This is a genomic window from Mycobacterium kubicae, assembly GCF_015689175.1.
Taxonomy (GTDB): domain Bacteria; phylum Actinomycetota; class Actinomycetes; order Mycobacteriales; family Mycobacteriaceae; genus Mycobacterium; species Mycobacterium kubicae.
In genome coordinates, this window is sequence record NZ_CP065047.1 from 4217843 (window position 1) to 4239873 (window position 22031).

14 protein-coding genes are annotated in these 22031 nt (G+C 67.5%); 8 read left to right on the plus strand and 6 right to left on the minus strand.

Annotation, left to right across the window (positions count from 1 at the left end; genetic code table 11):
• The first annotated feature begins 39 nt into the window (after window positions 1–39).
• From tap to I2456_RS19725, 4 genes are all read left to right on the plus strand, one after another.
• On the plus strand, window positions 40–1287 hold the full coding sequence (gene tap, locus I2456_RS19710) for a multidrug efflux MFS transporter Tap (RefSeq protein ID WP_085073619.1): 1248 nt from the start codon (window positions 40–42) through the stop codon (window positions 1285–1287).
• Window positions 1288–1296: 9 nt separating this feature from the next.
• On the plus strand, window positions 1297–2664 hold the full coding sequence (locus I2456_RS19715; RefSeq protein ID WP_085073618.1) for an FAD-binding oxidoreductase: 1368 nt from the start codon (window positions 1297–1299) through the stop codon (window positions 2662–2664).
• 196 nt (window positions 2665–2860) lie between these two features.
• Window positions 2861–4096, plus strand: a complete 1236-nt coding sequence (locus tag I2456_RS19720) for a cytochrome P450 (RefSeq protein WP_085073617.1) — start codon at window positions 2861–2863, stop codon at window positions 4094–4096.
• Window positions 4096–4674 carry a TetR/AcrR family transcriptional regulator gene (locus I2456_RS19725; protein WP_068028057.1) on the plus strand — a complete coding sequence of 193 codons (579 nt, stop codon included), beginning with the start codon at window positions 4096–4098 and terminating at the stop codon, window positions 4672–4674. Before I2456_RS19720 ends, I2456_RS19725 begins: the two co-directional genes overlap by 1 nt.
• Here I2456_RS19725 and I2456_RS19730 read toward each other — a convergent pair.
• Genes I2456_RS19730 through I2456_RS19750 form a run of 5 tightly spaced genes read right to left on the minus strand, consistent with a single transcriptional unit; the run spans window position 4596 to window position 11152 of the window.
• Window positions 4596–5906 (minus strand): lysine N(6)-hydroxylase/L-ornithine N(5)-oxygenase family protein, encoded by a 1311-nt coding sequence (locus I2456_RS19730; protein WP_443093903.1) that lies wholly within the window; start codon window positions 5904–5906, stop codon window positions 4596–4598. The two genes, I2456_RS19725 and I2456_RS19730, sit on opposite strands and share 79 nt — an antisense overlap.
• Window positions 5893–6699, minus strand: a complete 807-nt coding sequence (locus I2456_RS19735) for a GNAT family N-acetyltransferase (protein WP_139823100.1) — start codon at window positions 6697–6699, stop codon at window positions 5893–5895. Before I2456_RS19735 ends, I2456_RS19730 begins: the two co-directional genes overlap by 14 nt.
• Window positions 6700–6743: 44 nt before the next feature.
• Window positions 6744–8258: a DHA2 family efflux MFS transporter permease subunit gene (locus I2456_RS19740; protein WP_085073649.1), complete on the minus strand. Its 1515-nt coding sequence runs from the start codon at window positions 8256–8258 to the stop codon at window positions 6744–6746.
• Between the two features lie 39 nt (window positions 8259–8297).
• Window positions 8298–9452, minus strand: a complete 1155-nt coding sequence (locus I2456_RS19745) for an acyltransferase family protein (RefSeq protein ID WP_085073616.1) — start codon at window positions 9450–9452, stop codon at window positions 8298–8300.
• On the minus strand, window positions 9449–11152 hold the full coding sequence (locus tag I2456_RS19750) for a DEAD/DEAH box helicase (RefSeq protein ID WP_085073615.1): 1704 nt from the start codon (window positions 11150–11152) through the stop codon (window positions 9449–9451). Before I2456_RS19750 ends, I2456_RS19745 begins: the two co-directional genes overlap by 4 nt.
• Window positions 11153–11242: 90 nt before the next feature.
• Between I2456_RS19750 and I2456_RS19755 the strand changes: the two genes are divergently transcribed.
• Together I2456_RS19755 and I2456_RS19760 are read left to right on the plus strand one after the other, a co-directional pair.
• Window positions 11243–11842, plus strand: coding sequence for an LppP/LprE family lipoprotein (locus I2456_RS19755; protein ID WP_068028042.1), 600 nt, complete (start codon window positions 11243–11245; stop codon window positions 11840–11842).
• 43 nt (window positions 11843–11885) lie between these two features.
• Window positions 11886–15305 carry a TM0106 family RecB-like putative nuclease gene (locus I2456_RS19760; protein ID WP_085073614.1) on the plus strand — a complete coding sequence of 1140 codons (3420 nt, stop codon included), beginning with the start codon at window positions 11886–11888 and terminating at the stop codon, window positions 15303–15305.
• Here the strand turns inward: I2456_RS19760 and I2456_RS19765 are convergent.
• Window positions 15284–17089, minus strand: a complete 1806-nt coding sequence (locus tag I2456_RS19765; protein WP_085073613.1) for an MFS transporter — start codon at window positions 17087–17089, stop codon at window positions 15284–15286. The two genes, I2456_RS19760 and I2456_RS19765, sit on opposite strands and share 22 nt — an antisense overlap.
• Before the next feature lie 204 nt (window positions 17090–17293).
• Here I2456_RS19765 and I2456_RS19770 point away from each other — a divergent pair, with 204 nt between their 5' ends.
• Window positions 17294–18049, plus strand: coding sequence for a hypothetical protein (locus I2456_RS19770; protein WP_068028034.1), 756 nt, complete (start codon window positions 17294–17296; stop codon window positions 18047–18049).
• A gap of 172 nt (window positions 18050–18221) precedes the next feature.
• Window positions 18222–21974 carry a multifunctional oxoglutarate decarboxylase/oxoglutarate dehydrogenase thiamine pyrophosphate-binding subunit/dihydrolipoyllysine-residue succinyltransferase subunit gene (locus tag I2456_RS19775; RefSeq protein WP_085073612.1) on the plus strand — a complete coding sequence of 1251 codons (3753 nt, stop codon included), beginning with the start codon at window positions 18222–18224 and terminating at the stop codon, window positions 21972–21974.
• The last annotated feature ends 57 nt before the right edge of the window (window positions 21975–22031 follow it).

The following is a 22031-nucleotide window of genomic DNA, read 5'->3' on the forward strand; positions in this document are numbered from 1 at the left end:
CGGGTTGCCGGTTTGGCGTTAGATTCAGCCGCGATCCCCATGAGCAACAGCAGCCGCGGCCCGGCGTTTCTGGTCCTTTTCGCCACCCTGATGGCGTGCGCGGGCGACGGCATCTCGATAGTCGCGTTCCCGTGGCTGGTGTTGCAGCGCCAGGGCAGCGCGGGGCAGGCGTCGATCGTGGCCGGCGCGACGACGCTGCCGCTGTTGTTTTCCACACTGGTCGCCGGCACGGCGGTCGACTACTTCGGTCGTCGCCGGGTGTCCATGGTCGCCGACGCGCTCTCCGGGACGGCGGTTGCGGCCGTTCCGCTGGTGGCGTGGACGTGGGGCGCCGACGCCGTGAACGTCGCGGTGCTGGCCGCGTTGGGCGCCTGCTCGGCCGCTTTCGACCCGGCGGGCATCACCGCTCGGCAATCGATGCTGCCCGAAGCGGCGGCCCGGGCCGGCTGGTCACTGGACTCGGTCAACAGCAGCTACGAGGCGATCCTCAATTTGGGATTTGTGGTGGGTCCGGGCATCGGCGGCTTGATGATCGCCACGGTCGGCGGGATCACCACGATGTGGCTCACCGCGTCGGCGTTCGGACTGTCCATCCTGGCGATCGCCGCGCTGCGTCTCGAGGGAGTGGGCAAGCCGCACCGCACGACTCGGCCCGAGGGCTTGGTGTCCGGTGTCACCGAGGGCCTGCGCTTCGTGTGGAGCCTGCGGGTGCTGCGGGTGCTGGCGCTGACCGACCTCTGCGTCACCGCGCTGTATCTGCCCATGGAAAGCGTGTTGTTTCCCAAGTACTTCACCGACCGTCACCAACCGGCTCAGCTGGGCTCGGTGCTGATGGCCCTGTCCATCGGCGGGCTGATCGGCGCGCTGGGCTACGCGATGGTGGCGAAGTTCTTGGCCCGGCGCACGATCATGCTGACCGCGGTGCTCACCCTGGGGGCGGCGACCACGGTGATCGCGCTGCTGCCCCCGCTGCCGATCATTTTGCTGCTGTGCGCGCTGATCGGGTTGGTGTACGGGCCCATCCAGCCGATCTACAACTACGTCATGCAGACCCGGGCGCCGCATTATCTGCGCGGCCGGGTGGTGGGCGTGATGACGTCGCTGGCGTATGCCGCCGGACCGCTGGGATTGCTGCTGGCCGGTCCGCTGACCGAAGCCGCGGGGCTGAAGGCGACGTTCTTCGCGCTGGCGCTGCCGATTCTGCTGGCCGGGCTGGTCTGCGTGCGGCTGCCGTCGCTACGGGAGTTGGACCGCGAGCCGGAGTTCGCCGCCGAAGCCGGGCCGTAAGATCGGCCCGTGAGCGATGGGGTGCTGGCGGCGCTGATTGCCGAGCTGCCCGAGGGAACGGTCGTCACCGATCCCGCGGTGACCGAGGGTTATCGCCAAGACCGCGCACTCGACCCGTCGGCGGGCAAACCACTGGCCGTGGTGCGACCTCGGTGCACCGAAGAGGTGCAGACCGTGCTGCGCTGGGCGGCCGCCCACCGGGTGCCGGTGGTGACCCGCGGCGCCGGCAGCGGCTTGTCGGGCGGGGCGACCGCCGTTGACAACGGAATCGTGCTGTCCACGGAGAAGATGCGCGACATCACCATCGACCCGGTCACCCGCACCGCGGTCTGTCAGCCCGGGCTGTTCAACGCCGAAGTCAAGAAAGCCGCGGCCGAATACGGGCTGTGGTATCCGCCCGATCCGTCGTCCTACGAGATCTGCAGCATCGGCGGCAACATCGCGACCAACGCCGGCGGACTGTGCTGTGTGAAGTACGGCGTCACCACCGATTACGTGCTGGGCATGCAGGTGGTGTTGGCCGACGGCACCGCGGTACGGCTGGGCGGCCCGCGCATCAAGGACGTCGCCGGGCTCAGCCTGACCAAGCTGTTCGTCGGCAGCGAGGGCACGCTGGGCGTCGTCACCGAAGTCACGCTGCGGCTGATGCCCGCCCAGAACGCGTTGAGTGTCGTGGTCGCGAGCTTCAGTTCGGTCTCCTCGGCGATCGACGCGGTACTCGGGGTCACCGCGCGGCTGCGCCCGGCGATGCTGGAGTTCATGGACTCGGTGGCGATCAACGCCGTCGAAGACACCCTGCGCATGGACCTGGACCGGTCCGCGGCCGCGATGCTGGTGGCCGGCTCCGACGAACGTGGGCCGGCGGGCACCCAGGACGCCGAGGTAATGGCGGCCGTATTCGCCGAAAACGGTGCAACTGAAGTCTTTTCGACCGACGATCCCGACGAGGGCGAAGCATTCGTGGCCGCGCGCCGGTTCTGCATTCCGGCCGTGGAGAGCAAGGGATCGCTGTTGCTCGAAGACGTCGGGGTGCCGCTGCCCGCGTTGGGTCAACTGGTCACCGGGATCGCGCGCATCGCCGCCGAGCGGGACCTGATGATCTCGGTGATCGCCCACGCCGGCGACGGAAACACCCACCCGTTGCTGGTCTTCGACCCCGCCGACGCCGCGATGGCCGAACGCGCCCAATTGGCGTACGGCGAGATCATGGACTTGGCGGTCGGACTGGGCGGGACGATCACCGGTGAGCACGGGGTGGGGCGGTTGAAGCGGCCCTGGCTGCCCGGCTATCTGGGGCCCGAGGTGATGGACCTCAACCGGCGGATCAAGCAGGCGCTGGACCCGTTGGGAATTCTGAACCCGGGCGCGGGTATCTGAGTTCTGCTGCTGCGGTTGTTCGCCGGTCCTGCTGCTCTCGACCTTTTGCGCCGACTGTGCGCTGAGGGCTTCCAGTGAGCGTCCAGGGCGCGATTTCGGCGTGTTCGTCGCCGCTTGTGCACTCTCGGCGCCCTCAACGCACACTCGAAGCAGTCACCCGGTTGACACTCAGCGCCAACTGTCGTACCAATGAGACATGTCAGTGACATTGTCTCAGCCGGTCGAATTCCAACTCGCCACCGCCGAGACGTGGCCCAACCCGTGGCCGATGTACCGGGCGCTGCGGGACCACGACCCGGTGCACCATGTCGTGCCGCCGGGCCGTCCCGACCAGGACTACTACGTGCTGTCTCGGCATGCCGACATCTGGGCCGCAGCGCGTGACCACGAGACGTTCTCCTCCGCCCAGGGCCTGACGGTCAACTACGGCGACCTGGAAATGATCGGCCTGCAAGACAATCCGCCGATGGTGATGCAGGACCCGCCAGTGCACACCGAGTTCCGCAAGCTGGTGGCCCGCGGATTCACCCCCCGCCAGGTCGAAGCGGTCGAGCCCAAGGTGCGGGCTTTCGTCGTCGACCGACTGGAAAGGCTGCGCGCCAACGGCGGCGGCGACATCGTCACCGAGTTGTTCAAACCCCTGCCGTCGATGGTGGTCGCGCACTATCTCGGTGTCCCCGAGGAAGACCGTGCCCAGTTCGACGGGTGGACCGACGCGATCGTGGCGGCCAACACCGGCGACGGCGGCATCGCGGGCGCGCTGGAAACCGTCGGGGACGCGGTCGGATCGATGATGGGCTACTTCACCAGCCTGATCGAGCGCCGGCGCAGCGAACCCGAAGACGACACCATCTCCCATCTGGTCGCCGCCGGCGTCGGCGTCGACGGTGACATCGCCGGAACACTGTCAGTGCTGGCGTTCACCTTCACCATGGTCACCGGCGGCAACGACACCACCACCGGCATGCTCGGCGGCTCCATGCCGTTGCTGCACCAGCGCCCCGATCAGCGCCGGCTCCTGGCCGACGACCCGGGATTGATCCGGGACGCGGTCGACGAACTGTTGCGGCTCACCTCGCCGGTGCAAGGCCTGGCCCGCACCACCACCCGCGACGTGACGATCGGCGACACCACCATTCCGGCCGGGCGCAAGGTGCTGCTGCTGTATGGATCGGCCAACCGCGACGAACGCCAATACGGCTCGGACGCAGCCGAACTGAATGTGACCCGCCGCCCCCGCAACATCTTGACCTTCAGCCACGGCGCGCACCACTGCCTGGGCGCGGCGGCCGCGCGAATGCAGTCCCGCGTGGCATTGACCGAGTTGTTCGCCCGCTGCCCCGACTTCGAGATCGACGAGGCCGGCATCGTCTGGTCGGGCGGCAGCTACGTCCGGCGCCCGTTGTCGGTGCCGTTCCGCGTGAAATCCTGATGGCCGGCGACTGGCTGGGCGCGCGGCGCATCGAGGTAGCCGCCGACCGGATCCTCGACGCCGCCGAACGGCTCTACACCGAGCGCGACCCGGCTTCCATCGGCATGAACGAGATCGCCAGCGCCGCAGGGTGTTCCCGGGCGACGCTGTACCGCTACTTCGAGAATCGCGAGGCGCTGCGCACCGCCTACGTGCACCGCGAGACCTACCGGCTCAGCGACGCCCTCAAGCAGCAAGTGTCGGGCGTCAGCGATCCGCGGGAGCGCCTCATCCTCAGCATCACCACCACGCTGCGGATCGTCCGGCAGACGCCCGCCTTGGCGTCGTGGTTCGACACCACCCGACCCCCCATCGGTGGCCAGATGGCCGGGCAGTCCGAAGTGATCGCCGCGTTGGCCGCCGCCTTCCTGGACTCGCTGGGCTCCGACGATCCGAACACCGTCGAGCGCCGGGCGCGGTGGGTGGTGCGAATCATCGCGTCGCTGTTGATGTTTCCGGGTCAGGATGAAGCCGACGAGCGCGCGATGCTCGAGGAGTTCGTCGTTCCCATCGTGACTCCTGCCGCGGCTCGCCGGTAGGCGGACGACGGTACCGCGGCGGCCGCGGCGATCTCCCCCGCGCGCACCGCCACGTTGGACAGCAACGAGGACGCCAGCCCGTGTGTGTGTTCGACCGCGCCGTTGAGATAGATGTCTCCGGGTGCCTGCGGCTTGGCGACCAACCGGTAATCCCGCGTGACGGCGGGTCGCCCGTCGCCGCCGAACTCGTAGTAGTCGGCCAGGTCGCCGAGGAAGTGCCGAACGTCCAGCGGTGCGTAGCCCGTCGCGTACACCACCGCATCGCAGTGCAGAGTGCTGCGCGACTGATCGATCAGGTGGGCGACCGTCAGGCGCACCCCGTCGTTATCTTCTTCGGCCGCAACGACTTCGGAGGCGTTGTGCATGAACAGCCGCCGCTGCCCGGACACGCGTTCGGCATACTCGCGCGCATGCAGGTCGTCGATCAGGTGCGCATCGACCGCCGAGTAGTTGGTTGACCGGTGGTAGTCCAGCAGCCGCTGGCGCAGCGGCGCGTCAGCGGTGTAGAAGTCGTCCACCGCCGCCGGGTCGAAAATCCGGTTTGCATAAGGGCTGTCGTCGGCCACGCTGTATCCGTACCGGGCATACACCGCATGCACCTCGGCGTGCGGATAAGTGCGGTGCAGATAAGCGGCCACTTCCGCCGCGCTTTGACCGGCCCCGACCACCGCGAACCGTTGTGGGGACGCAGGGTTGAGCGCGGCGAGGCTGCCCAGTAGCGAGCAGCTGTGCCACTGACGGGTGGTTTCGGTCACGCCGTCGGGCAGCACGCAGTGCAGGCCGGTACCCAACACGATTGCCGCCGCTCGGATTTCGGGCCCGGGTTCGGTGTGGACCACGAACCCCTGGTCGTCGGAGGAGATCTGGACGACACGGCGGCCGTAGCGAACGTCGGCGGCGACTCGCTTGGCGGCCCACTCGAGGTAGTCGTGAAACTCCACCCTGCTGGGAAACAGCGTGTGGCGACCGATGAACTCGACCAGCCGCCCCCGTTCGCTGAGATAGTTGACAAACGTGAAGTCGCTGTTGGCGTTTCGCAACGTCACCAGGTCTTTGAGGAAGGGCACCTGCATGCGGGCGCCCGGCAACAGCATTCCCCGGTGCCAGCCGAACTCCGATTGGGCTTCGACGAAGACGGCCGGCGCGTCCTGTTCGGCCAGCGCAATCGCCAGCGCGAGGTTGGAGGGCCCAAACCCGATACCGAGCAGGTCGGTGTGTTCAGGAAGTGACATAAGCACGCGTCAACCGCCCGAGATAGCCCTCGCGCACCATGGTTCGGTTAATCAACACGACGAAGTCGGCCATGTCGAAGTCGGGATCGTAGGAGGGTTCGCCACAGATCACCCCGCCGATCCACAGCGATCCCTGCACCATCGGCGGGATGCGTATCCGACCGGGGTCGGGCAACTCCGTCAGGCTCAACCCGTTGACCCGCACCGGGTTACGGGGCACCACCCGGTATTGCGGTGGCGCAGCGTGCGCACCGAAGGCCACGTCGAGAACCCGTCGCACCAGGGCTCCCCGGAATTCGCCCGCTTCCATCCGCACCGACAGGCACCCGGCTCCCCATTCGTAGCCCGTCAATTCCTGATAGCGAAGAATGCCCGCCCAGAGCAGGCCCATCACCGCGCCATTGCGGTGTTCGGGGTGCACGCTGGCCCGTCCCAGCTCAACCAGGCTGGGCCGCAACTCGTTCAAGCCGCCGATGTCGAAGATGGTGTCGGCGAATATCCCGCCGGCGGCGCGAGCACCTTCGGGTGGTAGCAGCCGGTAGCAACCGACGATCTGTCCGCTGGTCTCGTCGCGGGCCAGCAGGTGCTCGCTGTGCGGGTCGAACTGGTCGACGTCGATCATCTGCCCGGTCAGCGGCCCGCGGATCGCTTGTGGCAGCGCTGCTCCCATCTCCTCGGCGAAAGTCAGGTAACGCAACCGCTGAGCAGCCTCGATATCTGCCGGGTCGGTGGAGATCAGGACGCTATAACGGCCGGTGTCGGTCGCGGGAATCAGCATCGCATCGCCAAGCATGGTATTGCCGAGGTTACCCAGCGCCGACATCAGCAAATCCGATTTCAGGCCTCGGGCGAGGTGCGCCTGGCTCCGACCGCGATCAACACCGCCGTACCCACCGCGGCGACGCTGGCGGCGATCGCCGCTGCCAGCAGCGCGGCCTGCATACCGTCGGCGCTGGCTTGACGGGCCACCCGGGCAATCGCCGGCAGCGCGGGCCGCAAATCCCCGGGCAGGAACTCGAGGACCCGTAACCCCGCACCGGCGGAGAGCCGGTCGATGAGTTGCTGTATCGGTCGTGGGTCGCCACCAGGCAGGGCGGCCAACCCGTGGGCGGCGCTGCCGGCCGCGTGTCGGCTGAACAGTGCGCCAAGGCCGGCGACACCGGCCAGGATGCCGACCTGACGAGCTGTGCTCACCGCGCCCGTCGCCATCCCGGCGTCGGTGACCGGAACGAACTGCAGGGCAACATCGGACGTCAGCGCGAACAGGCCGCCCAACCCCAGGCCCGCTACCACGCAGCCACCGATGAAGTGCGTCCAACCGGTGTGCTCGGTGACACCGGTCAGCAGCCACAGCCCGGCTGCGATCAGACCGACCCCACCGGGAATCGACATCCACGCCGGGAAGTAACGCGACCCGATCATGGCCAACGGGGCGCCGAGCACGCACGCGACGGTCAACGGCAACGCCCGCACCCCGGACTGGAATGGGCTATATCCCAGCGTGTTCATGAAGTACAGCGCCAGGTAGTTGGTGGAGGCGATCAACGTCCCCGCGGCCGCGAACGCCGCCAGCGACACTCCGGCGAACCCCGGTCTGCGCACCACCCGCAGGTCGAGCATGGGCGCCTCGACCCGCGATTCCCACCACACGAACAGCACCGCGGCCGCGACACAGAACGCGCTGAGCGTCAGAATCGTCGTGCTGGTCCACCCCAGATGGTTGCCTTCGATGAGGACGAACACACCTGCGAACAGCGTGGCCGACAATACGGCGGTGCCGACCAGGTCGAGCGGGCGGTTCTGCGGCGCATGCGATTCGGTGACGAACCCCACGACGATGGCCAGGGCAGCGATCCCGGTCGGCACGTTGATCAAGAAGATGGACTCCCAGCCGAAGGCGCCGACCAGGGCACCGCCGAGCAGCGGTCCGACGGCGGCGCCGGCTCCCATGACCGCGCCGTAGATCGCAATCGCGACTCCCCTGCTGCGCTGCTCGGGGAACGCCGCGGCCACCATGGGCAGCGATACGCCCAGCAAGATGGAGCCGCCAGCACCTTGCAGGGCCCGCGACGCGTTCAGCATTTCGATGCTGCCGGCCAGCGCGCAGCCCGCCGAGGCCAAGGTGAAGACGGTGATCCCGATCAGGTACAGACGCCGCCGGCCGAGTCGGTCGCCCAACGTCGCGGCGGTCAGCAACAGCGCCGCCATAGGCAGCGCGTACGCGTCGACCACCCATTGCAGCCCGCTGAGTTCGGCGTCCAGTGAGGCCTGGATATTGGCCAGCGCGGCCGAGACGATCGTCATGTCCAGCAGCAACATGAACACCGCCAGGCATACCGCGGTCAGCGTCAGGCGCGGATGTAGCTGACCGGCCCGAGTCGTGGAGATCACCTAGTCGGTCCGGACCCGGGTGAAGCGGTGCAACAACCAGGCCAGGGGAATGGTGATCACCACGGTGGCGATGAACAGGTACAGCATGGGGCCGGTGTACACGTGCGCCCGGACCACGTAAACCATGGCGAACTCCATCGTCACCAGATGGATCAGGAAGATCTCGTAGGAGATCTCACCCAGCCACACCATGGGCCGACTGGCCAGCGCCCGCGCATACCACCCTTGGGGCGTGGTGCCGCCGTCCAAGGCCAGCGGTGCCACCGCCAGGGTGGCGATCACGGCATAGAAGCAGGTCTTGACCAGCGCTTCCATCATGGACGCCGGCGACGTGGTGGGCGCCCCGGCTATCGGGGTGGCGGCGATGAAGTAGCTGATCACCGCCAGCGGTATGGCCACGAACGCATAGCAGCGCACTCCCATCGCCTGCAGCACGGTCAGCAGCATGCCGCCGAGAAACCAGGCCAGATAGGTCGGCAGCCACAGCCGCGCGCCGTCGGGGAACAGATGGTCGGTGTGCACCAGGACCAACCAGCCCGGGCTGATCAGCGTCATCGCGGCCAGCGCAGCGACCACCAACCGCGGCTGCCATTGCCGCCGGGACAGCAACACCAGCAGCAGGTAGGCCAACAACGGCAGGATCACATAGAACGAGGCCTCCACCGCCAGGCTCCACATCTGGGTGAGGCCTTGGTGCAGATATTTCCCGAGATAGCCGTCGGTGTAGATCTGCGTCAGGGTCAGGTTGCGAACCAGCCCCAACCAGCTGTGGCCGGGATTGGGGCCAGCTTCGCGGAAGTGGTACAGCACGTAGGCGAACAGCACGGTGACGACATAGGCGGGCATGATGCGCCGAACCCGGTGCCGCGCATAGCGACTCAACGACGGCGGCGGCGCCCCGGTGGCGGCCGATTTCACCCAGGGGCGGAAGAGCAGGAATCCGGACAGGACGAAGAAGATCGGCACACCGATCTCCATCCGGGCGCCCACCAGTCCCCAGTAGCCGTGGGTGTACTTGCCGGTGGTGTAGGCGGCATGGGTGCCGACCACCAGCAGGGCGGCCACGGCGCGAACACCGGTCAGTGCGGCGACCCGATCCACGTGGGAGGTCTGTTCGAGTCCCCCTTGGGCGTCCTGTTCCTCCGACAGCGTCATCCGGCGTGTTTCCGGCGGGACTTGCCGCTGTCGCGGCCACGGGTCTTGTCGGATCTGCGGTCTAGTTGCAGATCGATCAGCACACCCGAGATTCGGGTGTGTTCAAGCTTTTTCATGGTTGCACGGGGAAGCTTGGCCGGCAGTTCGACCAGCGAGAAGTCCGGCCCGATGGTGATGTGACCGAAGTCGCTGCGGTGCAGTCCGCCCTCGTTGGCGATGGCGCCGACGATGGCGCCGGGCCCGATCTTGTGCCGTTTCCCGACGGCGATCCGATAGGTGCTGAGATCGGTTCTGGTCCTTGGCTTGTCGTGACGGTCCCGACGATCCTCGCGGCTGCGTTCCGCGCGCCGCTCCGGCGGCGGTTCGGGCGAAAGGAGAAACGCCTCGCCGTCGCGGGACTGCAGCGCCAGCGCCGCGGCGATATCGGCCAACGGCACATCGTGTTCGCGTTCGTAGTCTTGCACCAGCTTGCGGAAAAGATCGATACCCGGTCGGCCCAGCGCGTCGGTGATGGAGTCGGCGAACTTGGCGACCCGCTGCGCGTTGACGTCTTCGACGGTAGGCAGTTCGGTCTCGGTGAGGGTCTGCCGGGTGGCCTTTTCGATCGCCTTGAGCAGGTGGCGTTCGCGCGGTGAGACGAACAACAACGCCGTGCCCGATCGCCCGGCCCGGCCGGTGCGCCCGATGCGGTGCACGTAGGACTCGGTGTCGTGCGGGATGTCGTAGTTGAGCACATGCGAGATGCGTTCGACGTCGAGTCCTCGGGCGGCGACATCGGTGGCGACCAGGATGTCGATGCCTTTGGCGCCGCCGTCGCGCAGCGCGGTGATGGTCCGCTCCCGCTGCGCCTGTGGAATGTCACCGTTGATGGCTGCGGCGGAAAACCCTCGGGCGCGCAGTCTTTCGGCGACTTCCTCGGTGGCCTGTTTGGTCCGCACGAAGATGATCATCGCCTCGAACGGTTCGGTTTCCAGTATCCGGGTGAGCGCGTCCATCTTGCGGGGACCCGCGACTTGGATGTAGCGCTGTGAAATGTTGTCCGCGGTCGCGGTTTTCGCTTTGGAGGTGACCTCGAGCGGATCGTGCAGATACTTGGTGGTCAGCTTGCGGATGGCCGCGGGCATGGTCGCCGAGAACAGCGCCACCTGTTTGTATTCCGGGGTGTCGGCCAGGATCCGCTCGACGTCTTCGGCGAAGCCCATGGTGAGCATTTCGTCGGCCTCGTCGAGCACGAGATAGTCGACTCGCGACAGGTCCAGCGTTCCGCGTTCGAGGTGGTCGATGACGCGCCCGGGCGTCCCGACCACCACCTGGGCGCCGCGGCGCAGTCCGGCCAGTTGCACGGCGTACGACGATCCGCCGTAGATCGGCAGCACGTTGAGCTGGCGCAGGTGGGCCCCATAGCGGCTGAACGCCTCGGCGACCTGCAATGCCAGCTCCCGGGTGGGCGCCAGGATCAGGGCCTGGGTCGCCTTGCTCGAGGTGTCGAGCTTGGACAGGATCGGGATCGCGAACGCCGCCGTCTTGCCGGTTCCGGTCTGGGCCAGCCCGACCACGTCGGTGCCTGCCATCAGCGCCGGGATGGTGGCGGCTTGGATACCCGTCGGCGATTCGTAGCCGACGTCGCCGATCGCCTGCAGAACCTTCGGATGAATCTGCAGGTCGGCGAAGGTGGTAGGGGGTGTCTCGGGATGGGCCATTTGACGTTGAGCTTAGTAGTGGGACGCACGGCGGGTGGGGCGGGCGCGCCTGCCACACCGGCGCAACGGATAACGGTACGGTGCTGCGATGTGTGGTCGCTTCCCCGCCGTTTGGCGCCTCTGACCGGCGTGGCCGCTGCTGTTCTGGTGGCCGCGACGTCAGCGGCCTGCGGCTCCGGTGACTCCACCGTCGCCAAGACGCCGCAGGCCACCACGCGCACCACGCCGCCAGCGCCCAGCGCACCAGACGCCGCCAACCCGCCACCTCAAGCCGCCGGCCCGCCACCCAGCAGCGCTGCGCCCGCCGACCCCTGTGCGGTCAACCTCGCCTCGCCGGCGATCGCGCGCGCCGTGTCGGAACTGCCGCGCGATCCGCGTAGTTCCCAGCCGTGGAACCCCGAGCCGCTGGCCGGAAACTACAACCAGTGCGCCCAGCTGTCGGCCGTCGTAATCAAGGCCAACACCAACGGTGACAACCCGACCACCCGCGCGGTGATGTTCCACCTCGGCCAGTACATCCCACAGGGCGTGCCCGACACGTACGGGTTCAACGGCATCGACACCACGCAGTGCACCGGGGACACGGTCGCGCTGACCTACTCCAGCGGGCTGCGCGGCTTGGGCAGCGTGGTGAAGTTCCGGTGGAACGGCAGCGCGGTCGAGCTGATCAGTAACGGCTCGGGTCGCTGAAACCCGGTCTGATCTGTCGGACCCCTCCCCTACAGTTGCTGCTGTGTTCGTCACCGACGACTGCATCGTTTACAGCGCATCGGATCTCGCCGCCGCGGCCCGCTGCGAGTACGCGCTGCTCAGGGATTTCGACGCCAAGCTGGGCCGGGGTTCCGCCGTCGTCGGCGACGACGCGCTACTGGTGCGAACAGCTCGGCTCGGCACCGAGCATGAGCGGCGCCGGCTGGACCGATTGCGCGAGCAGTACGGCGACGGTGTCGTGGTCATCGGTCGCCCGGCGTACACCCTGGCGGGCTTGACGGCCGCCGCCGCGGCCACGCAGCGGGCCATCGCCGACGGCGCGCCGGTGGTGTATCAGGCCGCGATGTTCGATGGCCGCTTCGTCGGGTTCGCCGACTTCCTGGTCCGCGACGGCGCGCGGTACCGGGTGACCGACACCAAGCTCGCCCGCTCGGCCAAGGTGACCGCGCTGCTGCAACTGGCGGCCTATGCCGACGCGCTGGCGGCCGCCGACGTGCCCGTTGCCGACGAGGCCGAGCTGGAACTCGGCGACGGCACGGTGATGCGCTACCGCGTCGACGATCTCATCCCGGTCTACCGGTCGCAGCGGGTGCTGCTGCAGCGGTTGCTCGACGAGCACTATGCCTCGGGTGCGGCGGTGCGCTGGGACGACGAACACGTGCAGGCCTGCTTTCACTGCCCGCTGTGCACCGAGCAACTGCGCGCCGCCGACGACCTGCTGCTGGTCGCCGGGCTGCGAGTTCAGCAGCGCGACAAGCTGATCGAGGCCGGCATCACCACGATCGGCGCGCTGGCCGAGTTTCGCGGCTCGGATCCGGATCTGCCGTCGGGCACGCTGGTCAAGCTGACCGCGCAGGCCAGACTGCAAGTGCGACAACGGCAGACCGGCACTCCCCAGTTTGAGATCGCCAACCCCCAGCCGCTGGCCTTGTTACCGGAGCCGAACCCCGGCGACCTGTTCTTCGACTTCGAAGGCGACCCGCTGTGGACCGCCGACGGGAAACACTGGGGGCTGGAATACCTATTCGGCGTGCTCGAGGCGGGGCCGGCCGGACGCTTCCGCCCACTGTGGGCGCATGACCGGGTCGAGGAACGCAAGGCGCTCGCCGATTTCCTGACCCTGGTGGCCAAGCGCCGAAAGCGCCACCCCAACATGCACATCTACCACTATGCGCCCTACGAGAGGTCGACGCTGCTGCGGCTGGCCGGACGCTACGGCGTGGGTGAGGACGAGGTCGACGATTTGCTGCGCAACGGTGTGCTGGTCGACCTGTACCCGTTGGTGCGCAAGAGCATTCGGGTGGGCGCGGAGTCGTTCAGCCTGAAGGCGCTGGAGCCGTTGTACATGGGCAGCCAGCTGCGCTCGGGAGACGTCACCACCGCCGCGGACTCGATCAACTCCTACGCCCGGTACTGCGAGCTGCGCGCCGACGGCCGCGCCGACGAAGCCGAGACCGTGCTCAAGGAGATCGAGGACTACAACCACTACGACTGTCTGTCGACCCGCAAACTGCGCGACTGGTTGTTGATCCGGGCCTGGGAAGCCGGCGTGACACCGGTTGGCTTCCAACCGGTTCCCGAGGGCGACACCATCGAGGACGACGACCAGGTGGCTGCGACATTGTCGGCGTTCACCGGTGATGGCGCCGCCGACACGCGCAGCGCCGAGCAGACCGCCGTTGCCTTGATCGCCGCTGCCCGCGGGTTCCACCGGCGCGAGGACAAACCGTTCTGGTGGACGCACTTTGACCGGCTGAACTATCCGGTCGACGAATGGTCGGACACCACCGACGTTTTCATCGCCAGTGAGGCTTGCGTCGACGTTGACTGGCATACGCCCCCGCGTGCGCGCAAGCCGCGCCGGCAGGTGCGGCTGACCGGTGAGCTGGCCCGGGGTGACCTCAAGACGGACGTTTTCGCGCTCTACGATCCACCGGCGCCGCCGGGCATGACCGACGATCCGGATCGGCGCGCGGCCGCTCGCGCGCAGATCGTCGACGTCAACGACCCCAGCCTGCCGACCGAAGTCGTGATCGTGGAGCGAACCGGCAGTGACGGCAACGAATTCGAGCAGCTGCCGTTCGCGCTGACTCCCGGGCCGCCGGTGGCGACGACGGCGTTGCGCGCTTCCATCGAAGCCACCGCCGCCGCGGTGGCCGGCGGACTGCCGCAACTGCCGCGCACCGCCGTCGTCGACGTGCTGCTGCGACGCTCGCCGCGCACCCGCAGTGGCACAGGACTTCCCCATGGCGGTGACTGCGTCGCCGACATCACCTCGGCCACACTGGATTTGGATTCGTCTTATCTGGCGGTGCACGGGCCACCGGGAACCGGGAAGACCTACACGGCCGCCCGGGTGATGCACCGATTGGTCAGCGAGCAGCACTGGCGCATCGGCGTGGTCGCGCAATCACACGCCACGGTGGAAAACCTGTTGGACTGTGTGATCGACGCCGGCGTGGACCCGGCGCGGGTGGCCAAGAAACCGTATGCCCACCATGGGCCACGTTGGCAGCAGATCGACAGCAACGAATACCCAGCCTTCATCGCCAATACGGCGGGGTGCGTGATCGGTGGCACGGCTTGGGATTTCGCAAACGGCAACCGGGTGCCGCCGGGCAGCTTGGATCTGCTGGTCATCGACGAGGCGGGCCAATTCTCGTTGGCCAACACGATCGCCGTCGCGCCGGCGGCGGCGAACCTGATGCTGCTCGGAGACCCCCAGCAACTGCCGCAGGTCAGTCAGGGCACGCACCCCGAACCGGTCGACACTTCGGCGCTGGACTGGCTGGTCGACGGCCAACGCACGCTGCCCGATACGCGCGGCTACTTCCTGGACCGCTCCTATCGCATGCATCCTGCGGTGTGCACGGCCGTATCGGCGTTGTCCTATGAAGGCAGGCTGCAATCCCACGTCGAGCGCACCACCGCGCGTGGTCTGGCCGGTTACGAGCCCGGGGTGCGGCTGCTCAATGTGCGCCACCAAGGCAATTCGGTGGAAAGCCCGGAAGAGGCCGACGCGATAGTCGCCGAAATCACGCGATTGCTGGGCCGGACGTGGACCGACGAACACGGCGCGCGCCCGTTGCGCGCCGCCGATGTGCTGGTGTTGGCGCCCTACAACGCCCAGGTGGCGCTGCTTCGTCAGCGACTGGGCTCGGCGAAGCTGGGCGGAGTCCGAGTGGGCACCGTCGACAAATTCCAGGGCGCGCAGGCGCCGGTCGTCTTCATCTCCATGACCGCTTCGTCGGTCGAGGAAGTGCCACGCGGAATGTCGTTCCTGCTCAACAGGAACCGGCTCAATGTCGCGATCAGCCGAGCGCAGTACGCGGCGATCATCGTGCGCTCGGAGGTGCTCACCCAGTACCTGCCCACCACGCCCGCCGGGTTGGTGGAGCTGGGCACCTTCCTGTCGCTGACCTATTCGGAGTGGCGACCGTAGCTGGCCGGGCGGTCGGGGCCGGGTCGGCGGGAGTGGTCGGCGACGGGCCGCGCACGGCGACCGTCGAGATGCGAGCCGTTGTAGCCCGCGCCGACGGGCGCCCACCGGTCAGCAGGCTCGCCGCGCCACTGCTGGGTCCCCCGCGGCGGCCGGCCGTGGGTCATCGGCGGCGCGGCTACCTGCGGCTCGGGGCGCAGCACGTACTCGACGTAGGCATCGTCGTCATAGCCTTCGTCGTCGTAGTCGTCGTAGTCGTCCTCGTCGAAGTCGTCGCCGGCGTAATCGAGGTCGTCGTCGTAGCCACCCCGGCGGACGAAGAGCGAGCGCACGACGCTGAGCATGAACAGCGCGGTGACGATCCCCAGTAACGAGATGAACGCCGGGAGCAACATCGATTGCGACATCGCCGTCGAGAACGGCTCGCGCAGGAAGCCAGGCAGTCGCACGGCGCCGCTGAAGTCGGAGTCGGCGGCATTGCTCGGCGTCGGCGGCATCTCGTCGCTGATCTGCGCCGTCATGAACGCGGCCATACCCGCGCTGCCCAACACCGCCCCCAGCTGGCGGGTGGCGTTGAAGACACCCGAGCTGGCCCCGGCCAGCTCCGGCGGCAGGTGCCGGGTCGCGGTGGCCGCAAGCGGCGACCACACGAACGCCATGCCCACCCCCGAGGCCATCAACGGCAACACCAGCCGCCAGATCGGGGTGTCGGGGTCCAGCTCGATCGACATCCACGTCATCGAGATCGCCAGCATGGAAAAGCCGAACCCGATCACCGGCACCGGATGCGCCCGGTCGACGATCCGGCCGACGAAGGGGGCCAGCACACCACTGGTGATGGCCATCGGCGCGATCAGCACCGCGGAGCGGGTGGGCGACAATCCGCACACGGCCTGGATGTAGAAGATCAGCGGCAACATCATCGCCGTGGTCGCGAACGCGGTGATGGCCACACCGATGCTGGACAGGCTGAAATCCGGGTCACGAAAGATCCGCAGCGGGATCAACGGCTCGTCGCGGTTGATCGACTGCCAGTAGACGAACGCCGACATGAACCCGACGCCCGCCACCAACACCGCCCAGATCCACGGCGCCCACTCAGCCGACTGGCCTTCCTGCAACGCGAACACGATCCCGAACATGCCGATCCCCGACAGCGCGACGCCGATCAGGTCGAAGCGGTGTGCGTGCACGGGCAGGACCGGCAGCAGCCAGACCGCTACCACCAGCCCGATGACCCCCACCGGAACATTGACAAAGAAGATCCACTGCCAGCCCAACGTGTCGACCAGCACACCGCCGGCCAGCGGCGCCACCAGGCTCGCGACGCCCGCGGTGGCGCCCCACATGCTCAACGCCGTCCCCCGGCGCCGGGCGGGAAAGATCCGGGTGATCATCGACAACGTCTGCGGAGTCAGCACCCCGGCGCCCACCCCTTGCACCACCCGCGCGGCGATCAGCATGGCGGCGCTGCCGGACAGACCGCACCACACCGATGCGGCGGTGAACAGGACGAGGCCCACCAGGTACAGGTTCTTGGGCCCGTACCGGTCGCCAAGCCGGCCGGCAACCAACAGCACGACCGCAAAACCAAGCAGGTATGCGCTGGTCACCCACACCACCGTGGCGTAGCCGATGTGCATTTCGGCCATGATGGTCGGGTTGGCGATCGCGACGATGGTCGAGTCGACCATGATCATGAAGAAGCCGACGATCATCGCCCACAGCGCGTGCCACGGGTTGCCCAGGTATCTGTCGCCGGTCAGCGGGTTCGTCGCCGTAGTCATCTACACCCCGTTTCTGCTCCCGAGCAGGCTTTGGGTTGCGCAGGAATCCAGCTCGCCATTATTCCCCGTGCACATAATCGGCACTGACGCGAGGGGATGCCCGCGGAACGGGTACGGGATACCCAACGTGGGGGTTCGCGTCCCGTCCGCCTCCGGCCGGGCGGACGCTAGCCTGAAAGAACGCCATCGGCGAGAAGGGGCACCATGAGCGCTTGGCGACGCAAGAAGCAGCTGGATCAGCAGCCAATGGAGGGCACCGGCCGGGGCAAGTTGTCCAGCCGGGCGCTGGCCCAGGTCCTGGAGCGAAGTTCGCATATTCAGGGACCGGCCGCGGAGGCTTACGTGACGCGGCTGCGTCGCTCGCAGCCGGAAGCCAGTCCGGCGCAGATCGCGGCCAAGCTCGAGAAACGCTTCGTGCACGCGGTGACGGTCAGCGGCGCGGCCGTCGGGGCCACCGCGACGTTGCCCGGCATCGGCACGCTGGCCGCGTTGTCCGCCGCCGCCGGGGAGACCGCCGTCTTCCTGGAAGCCACCGCGGTGTTCGTGTTGGCGCTGGCGTCGGTGTACGGCATCCCGCTGGACAACCGGGAACGCCGTCGCGCCCTGGTGCTGGCGGTCCTGGTCGGCGACAACAGTAAGGGTGCGGTCGCCGAACTGGTCGGGTCCGGCCGCACCAAGGGCGGCTGGGTGTCGGAAAGCATGGCATCGCTGCCGCTGCCGGCGCTGTCGAAGTTCAACCAGCGGATGCTCAAGTACTTCGTCAAGCGATTCGCCCTCAAGCGCGGCGCGCTGATGTTCGGCAAGCTGATGCCAGTCGGCATCGGCGCGATCATCGGAGCGATCGGCAACCGGATGGTGGGCAAGAGGCTTGTCCGCAACGCCCGTTCGGCGTTCGGCCCCCCGCCGGCGCGCTGGCCCGTGACCCTGCACCTGCTGCCGCCCATTCAGGACGCTAGCTAGGGGTCTTGCGACTCGCTGGCGTATCGCTGGCAAAGCGATAGCCTTTATGGGGCGACGGTCGGAAGCCCACCGGCCTGCCGGAATGGTCAAGAACCTCGCCGAGCGGGGTGTATGAAGTCGCAGGCGTCGCGGATGCGCTTGCTGGACAAAGGAATCGAGGCGAACAGCGGCCGTGGCCAACATAAGTTCACCATTCGGGCAAAACGAATGGCTGGTCGAGGAGATGTATCGCAAGTTCCGCGACGACCCCTCGTCGGTCGACCCCAGCTGGCACGAGTTCCTGGTTGACTACAACCCCGAGCCGGCCTCCGAGCCCGCCACAGCACCGGCCGCCAAGGCGGCCCCCAAGCCGGCCCCAGCGGCCAGTGGCGACGGGTCCGCGCAGCCCGCGACCAAGCCGGCCGCGCCGCCCGCCCAGATACCCGCCGCCAAGCCGGCCGCGAAGGCCGAGCCCGCCAAGGCCGCCGCCGCCAATGGATCGGCCGCCGCGGCCCCGAAGGCCCCGACTCCCCCGCCGGCCGAGGGAGACGACGTGCAGGTGCTGCGCGGCGCCGCCGCCGCGGTCGTCAAGAACATGTCCGCGTCGCTGGATGTGCCGACGGCCACCAGCGTGCGAGCCATCCCGGCCAAGCTGCTGATCGACAACCGGATCGTCATCAACAACCAGCTCAAGCGCAACCGCGGCGGCAAGATCTCCTTCACCCACTTGCTCGGCTATGCGCTGGTGCAGGCGGTCAAGAAGTTCCCGAACATGAACCGCCACTACGCCGAGGTGGACGGCAAGCCCACCGCGGTCACCCCAGCCCACACCAACCTGGGCCTGGCCATCGACCTGCAGGGCAAAGACGGCAAGCGGTCCCTGGTGGTGGCCGGCATCAAGCGCTGCGAAACCATGCGGTTCGCCGAATTCGTTTCAGCCTACGAAGACATCGTCCGCCGGGCGCGCGACGGAAAGCTGACCGCCGAGGACTTCTCCGGCGTCACGATCTCGCTGACCAACCCCGGCACCATCGGCACCGTGCACTCGGTGCCGCGGCTGATGGCCGGCCAGGGCGCCATCATCGGCGTCGGCGCCATGGAATACCCCGCCGAATTCCAGGGCGCCAGCGAAGAGCGCATCGCCGAGCTGGGCATCGGCAAATTGATCACCCTGACATCCACATATGACCACCGCATCATTCAGGGCGCGGAATCCGGTGACTTCCTGCGCACCGTCCACGAGATGCTGCTGGCCGACGAGTTCTGGGACGAGATCTTCCGCGAGCTGAGCATCCCGTACCTGCCGGTGCGCTGGAGCACCGACAACCCGGACTCGATCGTCGACAAGAACGCCCGGGTCATGGAGTTGATCGCGGCCTACCGCAACCGCGGTCACCTGATGGCCGACATCGACCCGCTGCGTCTGGACGGCACCCGGTTCCGCAGCCACCCGGACCTCGAGGTGCTCACCCACGGGCTCACGCTGTGGGACTTGGACCGGGTGTTCAAGGTCAGCGGCTTCGCCGGTGCGGAGTACAAGAAGTTGCGCGACGTGCTGGGTTTGCTGCGCGACGCCTACTGCCGCCACATCGGGGTGGAGTACACCCACATCCTCGAGCCCGAACAGCAGCAGTGGCTGCAGCAGCGGATTGAGACCAAGCACGTCAAACCGACTGTGGCCCAACAGAAGTACATCCTGAGCAAGCTCAACGCCGCCGAGGCGTTCGAGACGTTCCTGCAGACGAAATACGTTGGGCAGAAACGCTTTTCACTGGAAGGTGCGGAGAGCGTCATCCCGATGATGGACGCCGCGATCGACCAGTGCGCCGAACACGGCCTGGACGAAGTGGTGATCGGCATGCCGCACCGCGGCCGGCTCAACGTGCTGGCCAACATCGTCGGCAAGCCCTACTCGCAGATCTTCAGCGAGTTCGAGGGCAACCTGAACCCGTCGCAGGCGCACGGCTCCGGCGACGTCAAATACCACCTGGGCGCCACCGGGGTGTACCTACAGATGTTCGGCGACAACGACATCAAGGTGTCGCTGACGGCCAACCCGTCGCACCTGGAAGCGGTCGACCCGGTGCTCGAAGGCCTGGTCCGCGCCAAGCAGGACCTGTTGGAACTGGCCGACAGCGAGGGCGACGGCGACGACGAACGGCCCTTCTCGGTGGTGCCGATGATGCTGCACGGTGACGCCGCGTTCGCCGGGCAGGGTGTGGTGGCCGAGACGCTGAACCTGGCGCTGCTGCCCGGTTACCGCGTCGGCGGCACCATCCACCTCATCGTCAACAACCAGATCGGCTTCACCACCGCCCCGGAATACTCGCGATCCAGCGAATACTGCACCGACGTGGCCAAAATGGTCGGCGCGCCCATCTTCCACGTCAACGGCGACGACCCGGAAGCCTGCGAGTGGGTGGCGCGGCTGGCCGTGGACTTCCGGCAGAAGTTCAAGAAGGACGTCATCATCGACATGCTGTGCTACCGGCGCCGCGGTCACAACGAAGGCGACGACCCGTCGATGACCAACCCCGCCATGTACGACGTCGTCGACGTCAAGCGCGGCGTGCGCAAGAGCTACACCGAAGCCCTGATCGGTCGTGGCGACATCTCGATCAAGGAAGCCGAAGACGCGCTGCGCGACTACCAGGGCCAGCTGGAGCGGGTGTTCAACGAGGTCCGCGACCTGGAAAAACACGGTGTGCAGCCCAGCGAATCGGTGGAGGCCGACCAGATCGTTCCCGCCGGGCTGGCCACCGCGGTCGACAAACAACTGCTCGCCCGCATCGGCGATGCGTTCCTGTCCCTCCCCGAAGGCTTCACCGCGCACCCGCGCGTCCAGCCGGTGCTGGAGAAGCGCCGCGAGATGGCCTACGAGGGCAAGATCGACTGGGCGTTCGCCGAGCTGCTGGCGCTGGGCTCGCTGGTCGCCGAGGGCAAACTGGTGCGGCTATCGGGTCAAGACACCCGCCGCGGCACCTTCTCGCAACGGCATTCGGTGATCATCGACCGCAGCACCGGCCAGGAATTCACCCCGCTGCAGCTGCTGGCGACCAACAAGGACGGCAGCCCGACCGGCGGCCGGTTCCTGGTCTACGACTCACCGCTGTCGGAGTACGCCGCCGTCGGTTTCGAGTACGGCTACACCGTGGGCAACCCGGACGCGTTGGTGCTGTGGGAGGCGCAGTTCGGTGACTTCGTCAACGGCGCGCAGTCGATCATCGACGAATTCATCAGCTCCGGTGAGGCCAAGTGGGGCCAGTTGTCCTCGGTGGTGTTGTTGTTGCCGCACGGGCATGAAGGCCAGGGCCCCGACCACACGTCGGGCCGCATCGAGCGGTTCCTGCAGCTGTGGGCCGAAGGATCGATGACGATCTCGATGCCGTCGACCCCCTCGAACTACTTCCACCTGTTGCGCCGCCACGCCCTCGACGGCGTGCAGCGCCCGCTGATCGTGTTCACCCCGAAGTCGATGCTGCGCAACAAGGCCGCGGTCAGCGACATCAGGGACTTCACCGAGCTGAAGTTCCGGTCGGTGCTGGAGGAGCCGACGTATGAGGACGGCGACGGAGACCGCAGCAACGTGACTCGGATTCTGCTGACCGCCGGCAAGATCTACTACGAGCTGGCGGCCCGCAAAGCCAAGGAGAAGCGCAACGACATCGCCATCGTGCGCATCGAGCAGCTGGCTCCGCTGCCCCGGCGTCGGCTCCAGGACACCCTGGACCGATACGAGAACGCCAAGCAGTTTTTCTGGGTGCAGGAAGAGCCGGCCAACCAGGGGGCATGGCCGCGGTTCGGCCTGGAGCTGCCCGAGCTGCTGCCCGACAAGCTGAGCGGGATCAAGCGGATCTCGCGGCGGGCGATGTCTGCGCCGTCGTCGGGATCGTCGAAGGTGCACGCCGTCGAGCAGCAGGAGATCCTCGACACGGCTTTCGCCTAGCTCCCCCTTTTTGCCGCGAGCGTGCGTGTCTGTACGACGACACGCCGCGTGGGGTGG